Origin of the sequence: Lacipirellula sp. (assembly GCF_965279485.1) — a bacterium.
GTDB lineage: Bacteria > Planctomycetota > Planctomycetia > Pirellulales > Lacipirellulaceae > Lacipirellula.
The window spans coordinates 863,487-883,278 of the sequence record NZ_CBDIIC010000002.1; the positions used below are offsets into that span (position 1 = coordinate 863,487).

At 57.5% G+C, this 19,792-nt stretch carries 14 protein-coding genes, 1 tRNA gene and 1 pseudogene; 6 read left to right on the forward strand and 10 right to left on the reverse strand.

Annotated features, from left to right (window positions below; all coding sequences use genetic code 11):
• Positions 1-887: 887 nt before the first annotated feature.
• The 4 genes and pseudogenes from ACQY7R_RS11070 to ACQY7R_RS11085 all read right to left on the reverse strand — a co-directional run bounded on the left by ACQY7R_RS11070 (position 888) and on the right by ACQY7R_RS11085 (position 4,708).
• Positions 888-2,159 (reverse strand): ATP-dependent nuclease, encoded by a 1,272-nt coding sequence (locus ACQY7R_RS11070; RefSeq protein ID WP_428308891.1) that lies wholly within the window; start codon positions 2,157-2,159, stop codon positions 888-890.
• Positions 2,160-2,270: 111 nt separating this feature from the next.
• Positions 2,271-2,594: pseudogene (locus ACQY7R_RS11075) on the reverse strand (AAA family ATPase); the annotation flags it as partial.
• Positions 2,595-3,032: 438 nt separating this feature from the next.
• Positions 3,033-4,055 (reverse strand): NADP-dependent oxidoreductase, encoded by a 1,023-nt coding sequence (locus ACQY7R_RS11080; protein ID WP_428305662.1) that lies wholly within the window; start codon positions 4,053-4,055, stop codon positions 3,033-3,035.
• A gap of 359 nt (positions 4,056-4,414) precedes the next feature.
• Positions 4,415-4,708, reverse strand: coding sequence for a hypothetical protein (locus tag ACQY7R_RS11085; RefSeq protein ID WP_152100116.1), 294 nt, complete (start codon positions 4,706-4,708; stop codon positions 4,415-4,417).
• Between the two features lie 382 nt (positions 4,709-5,090).
• Between ACQY7R_RS11085 and ACQY7R_RS11090 the strand changes: the two genes are divergently transcribed.
• A tRNA-Ser gene (locus ACQY7R_RS11090) sits at positions 5,091-5,173 on the forward strand.
• A gap of 2 nt (positions 5,174-5,175) precedes the next feature.
• Here ACQY7R_RS11090 and ACQY7R_RS11095 read toward each other — a convergent pair.
• From ACQY7R_RS11095 to ACQY7R_RS11105, 3 genes are all read right to left on the reverse strand, one after another.
• Positions 5,176-5,946 carry a tyrosine-type recombinase/integrase gene (locus tag ACQY7R_RS11095; RefSeq protein ID WP_428305663.1) on the reverse strand — a complete coding sequence of 257 codons (771 nt, stop codon included), beginning with the start codon at positions 5,944-5,946 and terminating at the stop codon, positions 5,176-5,178.
• 23 nt (positions 5,947-5,969) lie between these two features.
• Complete coding sequence (locus ACQY7R_RS11100) at positions 5,970-6,419, reverse strand: phage integrase SAM-like domain-containing protein (RefSeq protein WP_428305664.1); 450 nt, start codon at positions 6,417-6,419, stop codon at positions 5,970-5,972.
• A 1,042-nt stretch (positions 6,420-7,461) separates the two neighbouring features.
• Positions 7,462-8,037 (reverse strand): hypothetical protein, encoded by a 576-nt coding sequence (locus ACQY7R_RS11105; protein ID WP_428305665.1) that lies wholly within the window; start codon positions 8,035-8,037, stop codon positions 7,462-7,464.
• Between the two features lie 357 nt (positions 8,038-8,394).
• Here ACQY7R_RS11105 and ACQY7R_RS11110 point away from each other — a divergent pair, with 357 nt between their 5' ends.
• The 4 genes from ACQY7R_RS11110 to ACQY7R_RS11125 all read left to right on the forward strand — a co-directional run bounded on the left by ACQY7R_RS11110 (position 8,395) and on the right by ACQY7R_RS11125 (position 12,536).
• Positions 8,395-8,652: a hypothetical protein gene (locus ACQY7R_RS11110; RefSeq protein ID WP_428305666.1), complete on the forward strand. Its 258-nt coding sequence runs from the start codon at positions 8,395-8,397 to the stop codon at positions 8,650-8,652.
• A gap of 428 nt (positions 8,653-9,080) precedes the next feature.
• Positions 9,081-9,707: a hypothetical protein gene (locus ACQY7R_RS11115; protein ID WP_428305667.1), complete on the forward strand. Its 627-nt coding sequence runs from the start codon at positions 9,081-9,083 to the stop codon at positions 9,705-9,707.
• 44 nt (positions 9,708-9,751) lie between these two features.
• Positions 9,752-11,500 (forward strand): ATP-dependent nuclease, encoded by a 1,749-nt coding sequence (locus ACQY7R_RS11120; RefSeq protein WP_428305668.1) that lies wholly within the window; start codon positions 9,752-9,754, stop codon positions 11,498-11,500.
• A gap of 133 nt (positions 11,501-11,633) precedes the next feature.
• Positions 11,634-12,536, forward strand: a complete 903-nt coding sequence (locus ACQY7R_RS11125; RefSeq protein ID WP_428305669.1) for a serine/threonine-protein kinase — start codon at positions 11,634-11,636, stop codon at positions 12,534-12,536.
• Here ACQY7R_RS11125 and ACQY7R_RS11130 read toward each other — a convergent pair.
• Positions 12,513-13,784, reverse strand: coding sequence for a VWA domain-containing protein (locus ACQY7R_RS11130; protein WP_428305670.1), 1,272 nt, complete (start codon positions 13,782-13,784; stop codon positions 12,513-12,515). The genes ACQY7R_RS11125 and ACQY7R_RS11130 overlap by 24 nt on opposite strands.
• Positions 13,785-14,092: 308 nt before the next feature.
• On the opposite strand from ACQY7R_RS11130, the gene ACQY7R_RS11135 reads away from it, so the two are divergent.
• Positions 14,093-14,398 carry a hypothetical protein gene (locus ACQY7R_RS11135; RefSeq protein ID WP_428305671.1) on the forward strand — a complete coding sequence of 102 codons (306 nt, stop codon included), beginning with the start codon at positions 14,093-14,095 and terminating at the stop codon, positions 14,396-14,398.
• A gap of 587 nt (positions 14,399-14,985) precedes the next feature.
• Here the strand turns inward: ACQY7R_RS11135 and ACQY7R_RS11140 are convergent.
• Positions 14,986-16,293, reverse strand: a complete 1,308-nt coding sequence (locus ACQY7R_RS11140; protein WP_428305672.1) for a TolC family protein — start codon at positions 16,291-16,293, stop codon at positions 14,986-14,988.
• 394 nt (positions 16,294-16,687) lie between these two features.
• The gene (locus ACQY7R_RS11145; protein WP_428305673.1) at positions 16,688-19,765 is read right to left on the reverse strand and encodes an efflux RND transporter permease subunit; all 3,078 of its coding nucleotides are present in this window, start codon (positions 19,763-19,765) and stop codon (positions 16,688-16,690) included.
• Positions 19,766-19,792 lie beyond the last annotated feature (27 nt).

Here is a 19,792-nt window from a genome sequence, read left to right on the forward strand (position 1 = left end):
TGGAGGCCAACAACCCGGCGCACCATGCCGACGCGTTGCGACGGCATGGGGCCCGCTCGAACCTCTAGTCGGCGCGGCGTCTCCCTCGACAATTTCACCGTAGCAAAGATGCGAGGGGGCTTCAGCGCCCTATTTTCTGCCACCCCTGGGTGGCTGGGCTTCGCCCTAGACTTTGTCCCAAAAGTGCTCTTCGGAGCGAGTTGCGTCTTTTTCTCCCGGAGGGAGATTCGACAATAGCCCAGCAATTTATTGCTGGGTAATGATTCCGCCGGAAGAACCGATGTCCCGTAGGGACAATTGAATTCCGGAGCCATTCAATCGTCCCTACGGGACTTATTGATGCGCCGGGGCTTTTTACCCAGCAATGAATTGCTGGGCTATTATCGGTCGTCCCGCTGGGACGCATTCTTGGTCGCTCGCTTACATGCGCCGCTCACCCTGAGTAAATCGTTTCGGGGTGGAGCCTAACGCAGCATGCCGACGCTGCGCGACGGCATGCCACCCGTCGTGGCTGTCTTGGCATTTCGAATCCCAGCGGGATTCAATCATCCAGCCCTGGGTTTGATTGCGGAGGCAATCTACCCAGGGTTAGGTCATCGCAGTTCGTCTCAACCCTGCAGGGGTTGAATCGTCCGGTTGCCGTTGAAGTGCTGCAACCCTTGCAGGGTTGGCGATGATGGCCGCCGTGTTCTCGGGGTAGATCGCTGGTGCGATCAACCCCGGGCTGGATGATGGAACGCCGTTGGCGTTCTTTATGGTTTGCGATTCAACGCGATTGCGCGATCTGCTGCCAAGCTGGCTCAGGCATGCCAAATCCACCTGCGGACAAGCAACTGAGCGCAAAATGCCGACGCTCGGCGACAGCATGCCTTCGGTCGGAGGTATTGTTACTTTGCGTTGAGTAATTCTTCAACCTTCTGGGCCACGCTCTCGAGGCAGTCCAAGTGTGAAATGGAACCGATCTCTACAGTTTCGGCGGCTCGCTTCATCACCTGCACCTTGTTTAGATTCACGGCAAATTCCGCTCCCAGCCATGAGTCTACTTGTTTACTGAATGCCAGTTTCTCGATCCACCGATCACTGCACCCTTGCATCCACGCCAGGAAGGTATCTTTGGTCGCTTCTTCAGACTTCAATCGATGTACTGCCGCGACACACTCAATGTATAGGGACATGGGAACCATTTGTTCAATCTCCACACCTTCAGGAAGGTGAACAACCGGAACGTCAGGATGCTTGGTGAAAAATCTAGATTCTCTCAACCTCTTTATTTTGTCCCCGTCAAGAAAGACGGCGGGCTTAACACCGAACCCCTTAGCGACACTGCAAAGCTTGTCGAAGCTGTCCCCCAAGCCATTGATTAAATGTATATCGGCCAGCCACTTGCCAACCGACTTAAACCTGGCGTCTAGAGTGCTAAGTCGCATTAGTAGTATCGGAAGCGAGACTATCTCGGTTTCGCCTTCGACTATCAGACTAACATCGGAATACAGCAACGTGTCGGTAGTAGACATTCCTAAGCTTGCACGAACCTGCCTGAAATTCTCGCTATACGGTTTGTTGTCGATTACCGACTCCGCGACTCCATTCAGCGACCTTTGCAGCACTAGCCGCACCCTATCCGCTCGTTGCGGGTCTATCATCACCGGAGAGTGCGTCGAATAGATAATTTGCACCCCATCACGACTACCAAGGCTGTCTAGAAATCCTCGCAAGGCCCTTTGAGCATCTGCGTGCAGTGAATTTTCAGGCTCATCAAGCAGAACCAGACATGGAGTGTCGCGAACGAAAGAAATCAGCGACAAGTATAAACCAATCAGTTTTTTTGCACCTGCACCTCGTCCCTGCAACGGTATCCTTCCACCAAAGGCATCAGACGCTCTCACGTGCAGCTTTGCCGGCTCAGACGGAACGCGAGAGAGTTTGAACTGATAATGCAACGACTTTGGCAGCGCGGCCCTACATGCACTTGAAAGACGTTCCTGAGCAACTTCGAGCGATTCTTCGGAAACCAACTCACTCATTGCTGCAAATGAATTGAACTCGAAATCAGGCCCGAACGCGCATTCTATGAACGCTCTCTCAAAGGGATTAGGCATCTTCAGTTCAATTGAAGAACTATCCGCTTGCCCACTTTCTAAATACAGGACCTGCGGCATCCGGCCGATTGCATCATAGTGTCTGGGCCCCCTTGACGATGAAACTTCGCTTACATCGCATGCTCTCACTTTGTCTGTGGTTGCGAGTTTTGGTGCGAGCTTAAACTTCGTGGAAATGTTAGTCCCAACGACTATTCTATCTAGCTTTAAGAACCTCTGATCTTCTGGTTCGCTGATCTCGAAACCGATTCTTACTCCGATTCGCTCATCTGACTGCCAGGGCTTAGATGCCTCCAATAGCTGGCTTCTATTAACGTCGGATTCCGTAGCTGAGTAGCTTGGTGATGGATCAAACGCAGCGCGAATCAGTCGCAGCAGCGATGTTTTCCCCGCGTCGTTAGCACCTGTAACTACAGTCACGTTTTTGTCGACATCTAGGCGTGCGCCTTCGCGAAATGGGCCGAAATAGCAAGGCTCGACGCTTTTCAGTATCATCTGATGGATTCCAGACAGACGAGAATTCCAACCACACTAGTGGCAGTATATCGCCAAGGAGTTTTTGGTGAACCCGGGCGGTCAATCGACGACAAGTATCTCTATTTGGAATTTCGAGTTCCAGCGGGACTCAATCATGCAATCCTGGATTGTTTGCTAACGCAATCTCCCCAGGGTAAGTAAGTCGCTTCACCGCCCCCTTTGAGGGCTGAATTGATGAGTGAGCAATGAGATGCAACTCTCTTCGAGTTGGCTGTAGTGGTCACTCGCGCCCCCGAGATAGATCGCTTTCGCGATCAACCCCGAGCTCGGTGATAGAAAACCGATGACGTTCATGCTGGCGCATCAATCGCAGAAGCTCAACGATTCAACGAGAAGTTCCTCGAAGCCGACCTGGAACCAGTGAAGGTCAAGCGATGAAGAACGCTTTGACGATCCTTACTTGCCCACTTTGATAATCTTCTTCCCAAAATTCTCCCCGCGCAGCACGCCGATGAGTTCGCGCGGGGCGTTTTCCAATCCCTCGGTGACGTCTTCCTTGTACTTCAGCTTTCCCTCGCGCAACCAGCCGCCGACTTCCTCTAAAAACTGCGGATACTGCGACGCGAAGTCGCTGACGATGTAGCCGCGGAAGGTGAGGCGCTTCACGAGGATCTGCTTCATTAGCTGCGGCAGGCGGTCGGGGCCGGCGGGGGCTTCGGTGGCGTTGTAGTGGGCGATCAGTCCGCAGACGGGGATGCGTGCGAAGCTGTTGAGCAGCGGGAAGACGGCGGTGAAGACGTCGCCGCCGACGTTCTCAAAGTAAATGTCGATGCCGCCGGGGCAGGCCGTGCGGAGGCGGTCGGCGAGGTTGGGTGCGCGGTGGTCGAGGCAGTCGTCGAAGCCGAGTTCGTCCTTCACGTAGCGGCACTTCTCGGCGCCGCCGGCGATGCCGATGACGCGGCAGCCTTTTAGTTTGGCGATTTGGCCGACGACCGAACCGACGGCGCCCGACGCGGCGGCGACGACGAGCGTTTCGCCCGGCTTCGGTTGGCCGATGTTGAGCAGGCCGGTGTACGCGGTGAGGCCGGGCATGCCGAGGACGCCGAGGGCGTAGGAGACGGGGCCGAGGGCGGGGTCGATTTCTTGGAGGCCGTCGCCGTCGCTGAGGGCGTACTCTTGCCAGCCGATGGGGGCGAGCACGATTTCGCCGACGCGGTGGTCGGGGTGGTTTGATTCAACGACCTCTGCAATTGCCTGGCCGCCCATGACGCCGCCGACTTCGACGGGCGAGGCGTATGACTTTTCCTCGCTCATCCGGCCGCGCATGTAGGGGTCGAGCGAGAGGTAGAGACTGCGGAGGAGGAGTTGGCCCGGGGCAGGGGAGGGGAGTTGCGTTTCGACGAGTTGGAAGTTGTCGAGGGTCGGCTCGCCGTGGGGGCGGGAGGCGAGGAGGATTTGGCGGTTGTTTACAGACGGCATGGGGTGGGCTCCAGGAGGGAGGGCTGGTCCGTTGTCAGTTGTCAGTGGTCAGTTGCGAGCGGCGGGGTGCGCGTGGGGGAGGGTAGGGGGCTCGCTGATGGAAATTGTATTGGTTGCGGAGAGTTGGCGGCGGCCAATAAAAAACGCCGCTCGGGGCGTTCCCGAGGCGGCGTTCGCGTCATCCACTTGTCGTGAGGGACCACCCAGTCCCGTCAGCGTCGTCGATTGTCACCCGGTTCGCTAAGTGGATTGGTTCGCTGCTCGTCAGGCCAGATGCTTCGCGTTGCTTGGCATCACTTGAGGCTGCTCAGCATGATTGATGGGCCCCGCCGCCCTTCTTCAGCTGAGCGCCGTCCGCGTCACCCGCTGACGCGTCGACGCGACTTGCGACCGCTGCTCGTCGCGCCCCATTCTTTCGTGAGGGTTTCGAACACCTCGGGCGTCTCGTAACGCACCACGCCCTTGCCTTCAGGCATCGGGCCGATCAGGCCGCGGAAGACCGGCATGCCGCGGAGCGTGAGGTCGGTGCTGCAGTCGTCGATGCCGATCTGAGTGTGCATCCGCAGGACAGCGTCCTGGTGCTCGTAGTCACGAGCGCGGAGTTCGCCGTTCTTGCCGCGCGTGACGATTCGGTAAGTTTTTTCCTTCGCCATGGAGCTGCCGGGGGAGGTGAGAGGGGGTGCTTCAGGATATTGCAGCTATCGGCGTGCCGGGGCGGGGCGGGCGAAGGTTTTGATGCTGCAGCGCGCACCAGGCATACTGCGCGAAACCGCTAGAACTGGGCGTAGCCCGCGCTGCCGGCGCAATGCGACGCGGGGCGCGGAAGGGGGAACGCCTCGGGGGAGTTTGCGGGGGCGAGACGAGCAACTTCGCCGTGGGAAACGCCGCGCCGCAGTCCGGAGTGAGAGGGCAGCGACGCGCGGAATTGACGGGAAAATCGGGTTGCAATGACGCGGCAACGCGGACAAACGGGGCAGGCGGGCGAGTCGTCATTGCCCGTTTACGGCGGCGCGGCTAAATTATCAGGTCTCTGCTGGAGGGTAAGCGAATTGGCCAGCAGCCTGACTCGAAATCAGGTGCCCCGAAAGGGGTTGGGGGTTCGAATCCCCTGCCCTCCGCTCTAGAGGTCGTTGCCTACCAACGGCTTACGCTCTTCACTCTCAGCCGCGCTCGTCGCGGCTGATTGCGTTTCTGGGGCAACGCTACCTGAAACGTTACCTTGCCAGTTCCAAAGGTCTGCTGAGATATCGTCGGCGTTGTGCTCCACGTAATAGCGCATCGTCGTCTCGATCGACGCGTGGCGCATCAGCCGCTGGAGCATCACCGGCATCACGCGCTTCGACCACCGGGTTCCGAACGCCCGGCGAAGGTCGTGAGCCGTCGCGCACTTCGGCACCTTGGTGACGGCGCCGGTCTTCTTGCAGACGCGCAGCCGGACGATGTTAGGGTCGACGACGACGAGCGCCTCCTCACCGATCTTGGCGACGATCCGGCTGGCCCGCTGGGTGTCGACCGGCTTGCCGCGCACCAGCCCCTCGATGCCGAACACTAGGCCGTGACGGTCAGCCTCGGGCGTCGCAAGCAGGAACTCAGCGAACTCCGGCGCGATCGGCAGCAGGGCGTCACGCTTCGACTTCTGGGCCTCCGCGAAGATCCGCAGCATCGGGTAGCGACCGCCAAGCCGCACGGTGATCGCCGCGTCCGCGTCCCACGACAGCTGCAGCGCCTCGCTCAACCGCAGACCCGACAGCCAAAGGCCCCGCAGCAGCCGCTTCCAGAGCTCGGCGTCGCCCTTACGCACGCCCGCGACCTTAGTCAGCATTCGCTCGTATTCTTCCGCTGTGATCGGCCGCCCGCGCATCGTGCGATCGCCCTTGGTGAGCTTCGGCATGTCCACCCGTGGCGCCTTGGTGATTAGCGACCGACGCCCGCCCAACTGAACGCGGCGCGCAGCGATCGCAGGTGACTGGCCAGGGTGGTTTGCTTCATGCCGCCGGCGAGCAACTTCGCCTGAAACTGGCTCAGCACGTTGGAATCGACGGTCGCCAGCAACTTCGGCGAGATCACTCGCTCGAGGTGATTGGCAGCGGCTTCCCAAGCGGCGAGCGTCTTGCCCGACAGGGTCGCCATCTTCTCTTCTTGGTACCGCTCGCGGAACTCCGCCCAAGTCATGCGGCTCTGACGCTGGTAGCGGCCCTCGCGCAACTCTGCCTCCCACTTCGCCGCGGCGCGCTCGGCGTCCCGACGGCGCGAGGTCTTTGCAGACTTCGCCACTTGCTTGCCGGTCACCGGGTCAACGTACCGCAGCACGAGGTTGGGCCGTGACTTGTACTTCACGACGTGGACTTTGATTTGGTCACTCATCAGAGCGGTCTCCAAAGAGTTAGGGGGAAAGGAAACAAATCGATATACTGGCGCCATGATCGAGCGAGTTGGGCCACTTCCTGCGATCGCCATTTCAGCAGCCGTAGGCTTTGGGGTCACCGCGGTCGCTGGGGGAGTGAACGGTTACTTCGCATTCGGCGTTACACTGATCGCCTGCGCCGCTCTGAACGCGATTGGAAAGCTTGAGCGGCCCCCCGAGGCCCGTTCGGGCTGGGTAGGGCAACCCTTCAGTCTCGCCGCATGGATGTGCTTTGGCATCATCGCTTTTTCGCCCTTCAGCGCCACGACGTGTGGCGGAGCCCCTGTTCTCGCGATGCAGTATGCGATTCTCGGTGCACTAGCAGGTGCTGCGGTTGCCGCTGCGTTCCGTGAGTAACTTGGCTGCACCCCGGTCCCGCTCACTCCCCGGCACTTTTCCCGGGCTTTTCTGCTCGACGTCAACGAAAACGGACTGATTCGGTCCCGGTTGGTGCGCGCGATCGCGGAGAGGCTTCGTCACGGGGTTAAGTCGCTAACTGGCAACACGTTAACTGTGATCGGCGGCCGTTTTGATTGCCCCTCCCACGGTCCGGATTTAGAATCTGTTGACGCTATTCGAACTTGGTGGATCGTAACTCTGATGGACGACGTAACTCCGAGGGACAGGTGGAAGACCCAAGGATGCGAAGCTTGCCGGGCCGGCGTACTTTCGGCGTCCTTGGCGTCACCGCGGCAAATTTCGGAATCAATGGAACAGCATGCTTTTCTGCATAAGTGCGATGTGTGCAATGCCTATTGGCGATATGGTGATCGCGAGGCTCATGTAATTCCGCAATCGCAGGCTCGTGAGGAGTTCCCTGACGCCTTCTCTTAATTTGTCTACACGTCCACATAGCCTTCAGGGTTACTGCTCCTGCGGGGGGTGGCGACAAGATCGCCGTTTTAGAGTCGCCGATCGCCTTTAAGTCGTTGCCACGCAACAACAAATTCAATGGCGACATAAAACAGCCGCCGCCTGCCCGCGGTGGGAATGCGGCGGTCGTCACGCACTCTCCGCATACCGTCCGTGCGGCATCGTCGTGAACTGGCTGTCATCCGGGCGACCGTCGATCAGCCACCAGTACTCCGGATTGTCGATCACCACGCCAGCGTCCGTTAGCACCTTCCGCAGCAACTCTGACTTCTGCACCATGATGTGCAGCCGCTCTAGCTCGCCGGTGCGACACTCGATCGTCTGCTCGCCCTTGCGCCAGTAGCCGAGTTTCTTGTCTCTCTTGCTGATGGTGCCGCAGCTGTACTTACGCTTCCCCTTTTCCTTGTGCCCCCATGCGCCGCAGTAGTGGCAGTGACCCTTCGGAATCGGCGGAACGGCGAGTTCGTGCAGCGTTACCTGGGAGCGCTCCAGGATGCTAAGGAGGTGGTAGTCGACTGCGATCCGCCATGGCCCAAATCGCTTGCGGTCGTCGTCCGACGTGACTTCCATTGAAGTCTCTTCCATCTCGGCGAGATCACCGACGACCCTGCCAGATGGCATCTCGATAATCCGCATCAGATCGGCGGTCGAAACGGTTGCGAGGCCATCCTTCAATTCGAGAACGATAGTTTCCGAGACCTGCATGGTTCGAATCCTTCCATGGCGCCGCTCGGATAGTCGCGAAAAGAAGCCGCCCCAGCGGGGCGATCGCCCCTATCACTGAGGCGACTCTGACAACCCGATGACGACGCGAAAAGACCGTAGGCCCGGTAATGCGGTGGAAAAGAAGACGTGAGTCTCCCGCACGCACCTAACTCCCCGCCAACGCGGATCGCTGCTCTGGTACGTGCCCACACTACCGGGCCTACGGTCTGACGATCAGTCATCGAATTGTTCCTCACGTTCGCGTTTTCCAGACGCGGTCAGCGGTATGCTGACAGGGACAGTATGGACTGCCTCAATGCCCAGTGTCAATATTGCCTCGGCCGCGATCACCCCGCGATGAAGACGACTATGAAGAAAGACAACCACCCGCAACACATCCAAATCACCGGGCGCCACGTCCGCTGCGACACAATGGACGACCGCGAGCTGCTGGCGCAAGCCAAAGCGATCACGGCAGACCCGTTCGCCGCTGACAGTCTTTCGCTGGCTAACCTCTACGCGATCCGCGATACGTGCCAGCGGTACGCTCTCGGGAGGGCTCAGCGAGCATCGAAAATCGCCATCGACACTAGGACGCCTACAGGGCCGCGGTAGCAAGACCTCGACTAAGGTGACTCCGCGGTCACGCCAGCCGCTCCGATCGCACGGAGCGATGTGTCCGGCGTTCACTTTTCTCCGCGACTGCAGTTTGGAGCTGGAATGTCGGAACTCATGCGCGCCATGATCGGTTGCATCACGATCACAACCGTCGTGATGGGGACACTGACGTTCTTGATGCGATCTTGGCTACTCAGGCGCCTGAAGGCCTCGCTCCGGTCCGAATTCCAAATCCGGCTCGACCAGCTTCGCTCGGAAATGCGGGAAGAGTTCCGTCAACTGCGAGTTGAATCAGCGGAAACTATACGACGTAACAAGCCGAAGTAAGTAGCCATCTGGGTATCGCATCGCCGTAACCCGTTGCCCTACAATGCTCGTCGCTCTGATATCGGATCAGGTGACCTCTCATCTCGCCGCGCCACGCTATGCTTTGGCTCGAAAGCAAATCCCGCCACCACGTCCACAAACAGGACCCGAGCGACTGGATCGTCCGGTGGTGTGTCGAAGTCCACGCCATGGTCGACTTAGATCGCCTGCCAAGCGGCCCGGACTCTTTCGTGGTGGGCAGGCTCATGGCCGACGAGATCCGCCGCTACGACGTGGAAGAGCACGGTGAGACGATTTACGAGGTAGGAGACTCCGACAGCCACGGGCTGCTCGAAGCCCTCACTTCCCTCTTTCCACCCGACGGCGTCGGCGGACCGGACTTCAGTGGCATCGCCGAGCCGTTCGTCTTGCTCCATCGTTTCGAGTTACACCCGGAGTTCAACGAAGCAAAGCTCGCAGTGCTCGATTCGTTCTGCCGGATCTTTGGGACTGAGTCAGCCATCGCATTCGGCTACTACGCGAACTGGACGTTGCCGGAACTTCAACGCGTCGGGTTCGAGGAGTTCGTTCCGCGGTCGTTCGACGGAGGGCCAAGAGGCAAATTCATGGTGCGCGATAACACGATGTATACCGACTACGGGCCTGACGATTACCCGACCGCGTACCCGAGCGGCTCTGAGCACCACACCCGCTGGCTCGAGCAGCATGGGCCTTGGCACGAGTAAGGATATTTCGAACTGACGAATGAACTGTAAAGGGAGACTAGCAATTGAAATGGCACGAGAGCTTTGGCATCAAAGTTTCAAACTTTAAATGCTTCGGAGCGGCGCCGCAGGGATTTGAACGCATCGAACTCTTCAACGTGATTATTGGAAGGAACAATGCTGGAAAGTCCGCTCTGATCGATGTAATTGAGCGAATGACGACCAATGACTTCGAGGTCCCATCGCCGCTCCATCATCAAAGCTCGAAACCAGCGTTCTTCGCACAGCACGCCATCACTGACGAACAGGTAGTGCAGTGTGTTCCAGAAAATGAAAGAATTCCGGGACTGCCTGGTGGGGGATCACCTAGGGAATGCTGCTTTGTGTACCGTGGAAGCTTGGTGACTAAGCGGTTGTCCCCTAGTCATGAGTACCATTCGATAGAGAGCATTCCAAAATCGCTTATCCACCCCGACAACATACGCGACCCAAAGACGCAGGTCCGTCTCAAACAACTACTGGCGAGCGTTGTGCCAAATGCATTGGCAGGAGTGCACTTCAGGCGGCTCGCCGCGGAGCGTCACATTGTTCCAGAACAGGAAGGCGCGTACCTGCTGCGTGCTAACGGTGACGGAGCAACCAATCTTATCAAATCGGTCCTAATGGACGCGGATTTAGATAGCAACTTGATTGAGGCCATACTGCTTGATGACCTAAATTCAATCTTCAATCCCGACCTTCATTTCATCCGCATCCTTCCCCAGCGCATCGACAAGCAATCAAACACTTACGAAATTTACCTGGAAGAGGTTAGTACCGGCTCGATAGCGCTCTCTCAGTCTGGAAGCGGCATCAAATCGGTGATCCTCACGCTCTTAAATCTCATTGTCATGCCGGAGCTTGACGGCAAGCCTGTCGATAAGTGCATTTTTGCACTTGAGGAATTGGAGAATAATCTTCATCCGGCTCTGCTGCGTAGACTTCTTGTATATCTGTGGACTTTTGCTCGCACCAACGAGTGCCCAATCTTCCTCACTACCCACTCGAACGTCGCCATCGACGTGCTTAGCCAGCAAGCACACTGCCAGCTAGTTCACGTAACGCGAGACGGCGAAGAATCCGTATGCACCACCGTGAGCCACTTCGGCGAATCAAGGATCATCCTCGATGAGCTCGACGTGAGAGCGAGCGACCTGCTGCAGTCGAATGGCGTAATATGGGTCGAGGGACCGTCAGATAAAATCTACCTTAATCGTTGGATTGAACTGATGTCCAAGGGAAGGTTGCAGGAGAATGTTCACTATCAGATTTTGTTCTACGGCGGCAAACTACTCTCCCATATGACCGCGATTGATGATTCAGAGGATTTAATCTCGATCCTCACTGTCAACCGGAACTGCTGCATTGTGATGGACAGTGACCTGGACAGCGAATCGGAACCTATCAGGCCTACTAAGAAGCGATTGCAGGATGAAGTTGAGTCGGCGGGTGGCTTGGCCTGGGTTACTAAGGGACGCGAAATTGAAAACTACATTCCAGCGTCCGTAACTTCATCGATACTAGGAAAGCCAGTTAAGCAAGTTACTGCATTCGCGAAGTTTGATAAGCACATCGCCGCTATAGACGAAAAATGGGGCAAGTCCTTCGCCAAGAAGAAAGTGCAATTTGCGGCAGAAGTGAGCAGCAAGCTCGACTGCACCAACGCGTTCGATGTATTGGACCTGCGACAAAAAGTGGGCGAGGTGTGTCGCGAAATTGCTAAATGGAATCGATCAGCAGACCCGATCGGCCCCGCCCCTGCGATCACGGAGTAGCTGATTAGGTAGCGTCGCAATGCAAGTCATTACTGCATACCGCAAGTCGCCTGACCATCAATCAGGTGACATGTCGCGAATGCCAGCAATTAAGTAGTATCAGGGCATCCATGCCGTCAAAAGAGGACTGAAAATGTCTTATGTAACGGTGCGAATGGAGCCATATAGCGCTCCAATTAAGCTCAGCTTCGCCTATGGCTTTGAACTCATAGGGGCTGATGGGCTGCGATTTAAACTTGGCCAAGCGATTAAATCGGGAGGCAACGGAATTGTATTCGAGGCCACGTGCCTCAGTCCGGATGGCCATGACGAAGGCTTGTGCGCAGTCAAGCTGCTAAGGGAGCTCAGTGATGTCCGTCAGGATAGGTTCGACAATGAAGTCCGTATTCTCACTGCACTGAATCATCCCAATATTACAAGGGTTTTTGGATATGGCCGCCAGGCGCTAGGCGATCAGCAGATTGAAGTGCCATGGATGGCAATGACGTTAGGCGACAAGAACCTCCGTCAGTACCTTGACTCCCACAAGGCCCCACTCGACATGCCGACAGTCGCTGGCGTAGGAATACAGCTTTGCGATGCTGTTGGGCACTGCCACGCCAACGGAATAATTCACCGCGACCTCAAACCCGCGAATCTTGTCTGGGCAACTGAAGACGACAGAGACAATATATTCCTTATCGATTTCGGCATAGCAAAATATGTAAGTGAAGATGTGTCGGGTCGGAAGATGGACGACCTGACCTCATTGCATGAATTCATTGGCCCGGCTAACTTTGCCTCACCGGAGCTCCTGGCATACGCTCGAGATAAATCGCATCAGGTCGGGAGTCACTCCGACTTATTCCAGATCGGACTAATTGTCTGGTTTTTAGCGACCAATCAAATTGTCGCAGGCATCCCCTCACGCCGCGCGGACCCGACAGGCGGAGCATTGTACGAGATAGTGACTTCGCTTCTTGCAATGGACCCACGCGATCGACTTCAAACTGCATCCGAAACAGCTGAAGCCTTAAAGGCCATGCTGGGCGCTTAATCCTGACGATTGATCATCGAAGAGCCTCGCGTTAAAACGAGTCTTCATGTAGTCTTTTATTGCGTTTAGTGCGTCTACTTGATGATAGGCGAGCCCATTGTGATCTACATACCCATCACGCAATAAGTCTCGCGCAACTTCCCAGGCCAAGACCAGCAACTTCTGCTCGAAACGCGATTCGTCCAACTTCAGCCGCCTCTCCTCATTCTCTAGCTCAAACCGCTCGGCCTCGGCATTCGCTCTGCGAAGCTCGGCCTTGGCCATGCCTTCGTAATGTAGTGCTTCACATTCCAGCTTAGAGAGCTGCAGCTTCAGCCTTCGCTCGGCAAGATTCGCCATTTCCTTCGAATGCTCTCGTTTCCAAGGAGTCAGTCGTTCATCCAGCACCTCTACTGCCTTCGCTATGCCGGAAACGCTCGCCTTAATCGGAGACGTTTGCGAAATATTGGTAACCTGGATTCTAGTTGCGGTGTTTCGAGACGAGTCGGCAATCCCCTGCAGTGCCTCCATCGACTTAAGGACTGGAATGACTTCGTTCGTGAGTACGTCTGCCGTGAGTCGTGTCGCTTCAGACCCTTCAAACTCTAGCGTTCGCAAGCTCGGCCGTTCCTGCACGTCGAGGAGTTCGCTCACGAGCAGCCGCTGCTTCCGAGCCAACGTGCCAATCTCAAACGCAAGCAAGTCGGCGGCACTACCGGTGATTGCAGAGGAGACATCGGCGTAGCTGTATGCATAAGTAACGTCATCGTTGGTGGCTACACGGAATGCGGTTTCGTCACCCTGGTCGGTCTGATCAATCAGCAAAACGCTGACCGTCGCTTGGGGGACCGTTATCCGGAGTTCGTCCGCGGCGATGCCAGCGGCTTCAGAATCAGTGAGGCCGTCTGATACAATTAGAAGTCTAACTTGCGCGTATGATGCCAGCGCCGTTATTGTAGCCGCTGAACTTATTGCAGCTGCGAGATCAGTACCACCGCCTGAGCGTAGATCACGAATAGAATCAATGTACTCGTGAAATCGCGTGGCCGGTTCATTAAAGAGGAGAGTAGGGAATTCCTTAAATTCGATAACTGCGATATCGGGGGTCCGCAGCGCACCCATTCTGCGGATTAGCAGGTCTTTAGCCGCTTCAATTTTTGAAGACCACCCGCCCGACTCGTACATTCCTGTCGGCTTCCCGACTTGAGTGAATGGCTCGCCCATTGAGCCCGAGGTGTCAAGTAATACAACCCAGATTGAGTCCGCCATGGGCGTCTGGCTCCTGAATGTGCGATAAGTTCTTCCACACTCGTGAGGAAACGATACCCCGAATGCTTCGAGCGTCTCGGCGTTTCACGAAATGAGTTCCATCTCAAGGTAACTTTGTGGGTAACAATTTCTCACAATGCTGCGGCAAATGCTACATTCATTAGCGATAAAAACTGATTCAAGGTCAGGTGTCAGCTAGAATAAAAAGCACCCCGCGCGATTCGCGACATCGGCGGGGCGGGTAAGATGTCAAAGAGCGTCAGGCCGGGACCGCCGGCCGCGGGAACACATCGGCTTGGAGCTACAGAATGTCGAACTTCTCACCGTCGCAAGACGCAGGCCGCCAGCGCTTAGATAGCTTCCTCTACTGGCTTAGGGTCGCGACCAATGTCGCCTTCGCGATAGCTCTCGCAGCGGTCCTGCTCATGATGTTCAGCGCGTTGAGCTTCCTAGGGAACTTCACGGCTATTGCGTTGTCGCGGTTGATTACCGGAATCCTGCTCGCGGCCGGAGTGACCGTCGCTTATCTTTGGTCGATGGCAACGATCGAAGCAATCGCACTTCTCGTCGACATCGAGGCCAACACGCGCCGCGACGCGTCCTCGGCCCCGTAGGGGTGCTCCGCGCGGTTCGCAACTCCGGCGGAGCGGGTCAAATTGTCAAAGAACTCCGACTAAGCGACGGTTATCACTTGCCGTTCTGCCGAGCAGCTCGCCTCTGCTGGCTCGCCTCGGTTTCTAGGCGCTGAATCCGCTCGACGTGCATCACCGACGGTCCTTCTCAACCAGCCGGTCAATTGGAAGTAATACCAGAGCAATAGTCAAGTATTTACTGCGAAATTCGATCGAACTACGAGGAAGCTTCCGGTCGCTTCTGGTCGCTTGGGAACGGGATTGCTTGGGTCGTGTCCACGCAGTCGACTTTCGAATTATTGAGAAGCAACGCGTGGTCGTAGAGCGTATTGCCGTCGTTACTGACGATCCACTCTCTACCGCGGTGTTGGTTTCTTTCTGATTCCGCTGCGGAAGAGCGATGGACCGCCGCTAGCTGCGATGTAGAAGCCGACCAGTCGCACGGTCGCGTTGTCGCCCACATCTGTCTGAGCTGTTAGAAGACCGCAGTCTCATTGAGACAACGCCTTTGACGAGCCCAAGGGGTCTCGCCGCTCCCGATCTCAGTGGTCGCACGGGGGGAGGCTGCTCTAGGGTTCGATCAACTGCTCAATTGGAACTCCGGTGGCGCCGACCAAGATCGCCGCGGACTGTGCGGCCTCGTTGATCAGGTCGAGGCGTGCCCGCTGATTCTGCAGCATGCTGGTTCTGGCTTGGATCGCCCGTACGACATCCACCTCGCCTTCGCGGAACTGTCTTTCCAGTGATTCGAGCTCCGCTGGGAGTTCAAATAGGTCTTTGGCGGGGTCGCGTTCCAGTGCCAAGAACGCCTGCTTGTAACGCTCGGATGCTGCAAGGCCCTCCAGGCCGGCCCGGATATCCAGTTGCTGCCACGTAATCGACTGCTGATTTAGCTCGGCGGACCGTTGCATTTGCATGGGCACGCCGGTATCGATGACCGGCAAATTCATGTCGGCCCGAAAGCCAACGTGCGAGTCCCCATCTGGGGTTTGTTGGTAGTAGGGGCCAACCTGCACGTCGGGCACTCGGTTGGCCGCTGCTAAACGATAACTCGCGCGAGCGGCCGCTACGTTAGCACGCGCTGCCATGACGTCTGGCCGCGCGGAGGTCCAGCCGCGCACCCACGTCTCGTCCAGCACTTGCGATTGTCCAATGCCCAGGGGCTGGCAGTGCATGGCAGTGCCGGAGACCTCGCTCGGAAGCCTCCAGCGGATCTTGCGAATGTCGCCGTCGAACTCGTACGTCGCATTCGCAGGCATGCCGAGTTGGCGAAGCAAATCGCGAATGGCTGATTGATAGTTCGTCTCTGCAAGTTGCAGTTGCTGGAGGGTCGCGTCGGCGTCGAAGCGAACGGTTGCAACATCTGACGCTGCGGCGTCGCCCGCATTCAATCGTTTCTCCGCTGAATCGAGCAACAGCCGGTTGTTCTCGTAGCTAGCATTCGCAATATCACGCAAACCGCGCCGATAGAGCATCGTGAAGTAGAGCTGCGAGGTCGTCGATACCGTCTGCAGTTCCGCCTGGAGGATGTTCCAGCGAATACCCGTCAGCAGCGCCTCTGCCGATTCCTCGCGATATTGCTGCTGATGCGCCAGCTGAATGCGCTGCATGAGCAATACATAGTGCGCCGTCGTGCCTTTGTTCTCTTGGTACGGGGTCGCTTGGACCTGTACGAAGGGGTTGAACGGGTAGGTGTAAGCCACGCCAACGGCAGCCACGCCGACGCCTTCTGATTGCCTCCGCGCGATTAGATCTGGATTTTGCGCCAGTGAGATGGAAAGTGCGTCGATCAGCGGCGATCGCTCGTCAGCCGGCGCCTTTCGGTCTGGCATCCCCGGATCAATGACTTCGGGGGCGACGGGCAGTTCGGCGGCCACCTGTTGAATGTCCGCAGTCGGAGGCTGGGCCGAGCCTGACTCCTTCGGCGTCGTCGATTGCTCAGCGGCAACGGTAGTGGAATGAGAAAAGTATCCCGAACCCGTGGTCTTGCCAGACTTGCAGCCGCACAAGGCCCCCAAAGCCAGAATCGCAACGCGACGGTAAAACAAACCCATTCCACGCTCTCGCAGTCGTCGTGACCGGTGAAGGAGCTGCCCCAGGCGCCTCCTTTGTCCTCTCACTCATTCGCGAAAAAGCGATCGTTGCCATCAGTTCGATTGCTCTCGGTAATTAAGAGTTAATCTAACAGTCGAAGAAGTGCTATCACTCGTGGCAATCGCGGCAGGCTGGTTTGACTTTGACGAGCGACCTCATCAAGAACTCGCTCATTGCTTACTCTTCGACGCTGGGGGATTCGCCCCCGCCCCAAGCAAAGTAAAGAGGCGGCAGCAAGAACAAATTCAGTATCGTCGACGTGAAGAGCCCGCCCACGATTACGACGGCGAGCGGGTACTCGATCTCATGGCCAGGCTTGTTCCCGGAAATGATTAGCGGGACGAGTGCAAGCGAGGTCGTCAGCACGGTCATGATGATTGGCGAGAGTCGCTCTTCCGCTCCGCGCAGGACGAGTTCCATCCCGAATGGAACGCCTTCCGATGCGTTTAAGTGTCGGTAGTGGCTCACCAGCATGATGCCGTTGCGAGCAGCGATTCCCAAAACGGTGACGAATCCCACCAGCGATCCCAGCGACAGGACTCCTCCCTCGAGCCATACCGCGACGACGGCTCCGATCAACGCGAAGGGAATCGTGAGGCACACGAGCATCGTCAGGCGAATGGATTGAAAATCGACGTACAGAATCAGGATGATGCCGACCATCGCTAGAGCGCCAAGCAGCAACAATCGCTTTTGAGAAGCTTGCAGTTCCGCGTACTCGCCAAGGAACTCCGGGTGATATCCTTGCGCGAATTGCACATTGTTCACCGCGGTTTCTATTTCCGACGCGACCGAGCCTAAATCCCGGCCTTTGGCATCGCAGGTAACGTCAATTCGCCGCGACCCGTTCTCGCGCTTCACTTCATTGGGAGCCGGCACGATGCCGATCTCGGCCACCTCGCGCAGAGGCACATGCCCGCCTGCGGGAACGTCAATCTGAAGGTCATGCAGGGACGTTAAGTCGGTGCGAGCGTTTTCCGCGCCCCATACCACGACGTCGACCTTTTGTTGATTCTCGTAGACCTCGCCGACTTTCGTGCCTCGTAACAACGTCGTGACGGCGCGACGTACCTGCCCGGCCGTTAGCCCGAACCGTTCAGCCGCAGCGGGCTTGAGCCGTACGTCGACCTGAGGCACCAGGACTTGCGGTTCGACTTTCAGATTGCTGACCCCGGGAATTCCCTTGATCGCGGCTGCGACTTGCTGTGCATGCGATCGCAGCTCATCGAGATTGGGACCGTAGATGCGGACCACGATGCTGGAGCTGGCGCCGGTCAGCACTTCCTTGACGCGTTCTCGCAGATAGGTGAGCACGTCGCGGTACAAACCGGGGTAGCCATTGATCGCCGCTTCGACTCTCGCCAGCGTGGCGTCGTAGTCGACGGATTCATCGATGCTAATCCACAGCTCCGTGAAATTTGGACCAACGACTTCATCGGCCACCTCTGCGCGGCCGATATGGCTGCCAAAGTTTCGCACGCCGGGGATTGACCTAAGCTCGCGACTAGCCCGAACGGTGATGCGGTCCATGGCATCGATCGATGTTCCCGGCTTCTCGACGAAATGCATCAGGAAATCGGTCTCTTTGAAGTTAGGCAAGAACTCCTGGCCGAGCGTGCGCACCAACGCAATCGTGCACACGAAGGAAACGGCGAGAGTGGCGATTGCCGTCTTCGGACGCACGACGAACCAAGGCAGGATTCGTCGGTATGGCACTTTAATGATCCGAGTTAGCGGCGGCTCGTGATCAGTCGTCGTGGACGACGGAAGCATAATCAACGACATCGCCGGGGTAACGACAACCGCCACGGCAAGCGACGCAAGGATGGCCAAGACATAGCCAATGGCAAGTGGTCGAAAAAATGCCCCTGGCAGCCCTTCGAGGAAATAGACCGGGAGGAAGACGAGGATGATGATCGCCGTCGCGTAGACGATGGCGCTTCGCACTTCCACCGACGCTTCCAGCACGACGCGAAAGCTCGACATCGGTTTCTCTGCGGAGCGATTGAGTCGCAGTCGCCGGACGATGTTTTCTACGTCGATCACGGCATCATCGACCACTTCGCCGAGCGCGATGACTAACCCCGCGATGATCATCGTATTGATCGTCATTCCCCACCAGTTGATCAACAGAACGGCAGCGATGAGCGACAGGGGGATAGCGGTGAGGCTGATGATTGCCGTCCGCCAATCGTAGAGGAAGGCAATCAGGACGATCACGACGAGGATGCAGCCGACCATCAGCGCGTGAGTCAGGTTGTCGATTGATCGCTCAATAAACGTCGCCGGACGGAAGATCGTCGAATCAATCTCGACATCCTGAAGACCTGGCTTGAGCAAGTCGAGCGCTGCCTCGACGTTTCGCGTCACTTCGAGCATGTTGGCGGCCGGCTGCTTCTCGACGATCAGCAGAATCCCGGGTTGGTCGTTAATGATCGCGTCGCCGATAGGCGGCGGCGTACCGAAGCGCACGTCGGCCACCTCGCCCAGCGTCAGGGGCGAGCCTTGATTGAACGCGACGACGGTGTTCGACAAGCCTTCCGGGTCTTCCACGGCCGCTAGTTGCCGCACAGCCATCCGCTGGTTGGGAGTGTCGACGAACCCGCCGGCGTCTAGGACCACGGCGTCGCCGGCAGCGCGCAAGACCGCGTCGAGGGTGATTTGATGCGATTGCAAGCGATCAATATCTACCAACACCTGTAGCTGCTTGTCGCGTTGCCCCCAGATCGCGACGTTGGCGACGCCGGGGATGGCCATCAGCCGTGGCCGAATAGTCCAGACAGCCAGCTCCGACACTTGCTGCTGCGTGAGCTTATCCGACCACATGCCGATCTTGAGCATGCGACTCAAGGACGAAAGAGGTTGAAGAATGGCCGGGGGACGCGCGACCGCAGGCAGCCTCGGCGCTTCGACGGCCAGCCGCTCCTGCACCAGCTGCCGGGCGCGGTAGAGATCGGCGCTCTCATTGAGCAGCAAGCGGATCGACGATAGGCCCAACACCGACTTCGAGCGGAGCGTCTCAAGCCCCGGCGTGCCCACGAGGGAGTTCTCCAACGGAAACGTGATGAGGTTCTCGACTTCTTCGGCGGAAAGCCCCGGCGCCTCAGTCTGCACCTCAATGTAGGGCGGCGCGAACTCAGGAAACACGTCGAGCGGCATGTTCGGGATCATGCGCAAACCGCCTACGACTAGCAGCACCGCGGCTGCGACGACCGCGATCCGAAGTCGTAGTGCTGCTTCTACAAGCCAACGCATAACAATCCCCTAGAGATCTCAACCGAT

Coding starts and splice junctions, on each gene's coding strand:
- ACQY7R_RS11130 (WP_428305670.1), bottom strand. CDS start 13,784: ATGGCGGACTCAATCTGGGTTGTATTACTTGACACCTCGGGCTCAATG.
- ACQY7R_RS11070 (WP_428308891.1), bottom strand. CDS start 2,159: ATGCCGCAGGTCCTGTATTTAGAAAGTGGGCAAGCGGATAGTTCTTCA.
- ACQY7R_RS11100 (WP_428305664.1), bottom strand. CDS start 6,419: ATGAGTGACCAAATCAAAGTCCACGTCGTGAAGTACAAGTCACGGCCC.
- ACQY7R_RS11110 (WP_428305666.1), top strand. CDS start 8,395: ATGAAGACGACTATGAAGAAAGACAACCACCCGCAACACATCCAAATC.
- ACQY7R_RS11095 (WP_428305663.1), bottom strand. CDS start 5,946: ATGCCGAAGCTCACCAAGGGCGATCGCACGATGCGCGGGCGGCCGATC.
- ACQY7R_RS11125 (WP_428305669.1), top strand. CDS start 11,634: ATGTCTTATGTAACGGTGCGAATGGAGCCATATAGCGCTCCAATTAAG.
- ACQY7R_RS11135 (WP_428305671.1), top strand. CDS start 14,093: ATGTCGAACTTCTCACCGTCGCAAGACGCAGGCCGCCAGCGCTTAGAT.
- ACQY7R_RS11080 (WP_428305662.1), bottom strand. CDS start 4,055: ATGCCGTCTGTAAACAACCGCCAAATCCTCCTCGCCTCCCGCCCCCAC.
- ACQY7R_RS11085 (WP_152100116.1), bottom strand. CDS start 4,708: ATGGCGAAGGAAAAAACTTACCGAATCGTCACGCGCGGCAAGAACGGC.
- ACQY7R_RS11145 (WP_428305673.1), bottom strand. CDS start 19,765: ATGCGTTGGCTTGTAGAAGCAGCACTACGACTTCGGATCGCGGTCGTC.
- ACQY7R_RS11115 (WP_428305667.1), top strand. CDS start 9,081: ATGCTTTGGCTCGAAAGCAAATCCCGCCACCACGTCCACAAACAGGAC.
- ACQY7R_RS11105 (WP_428305665.1), bottom strand. CDS start 8,037: ATGCAGGTCTCGGAAACTATCGTTCTCGAATTGAAGGATGGCCTCGCA.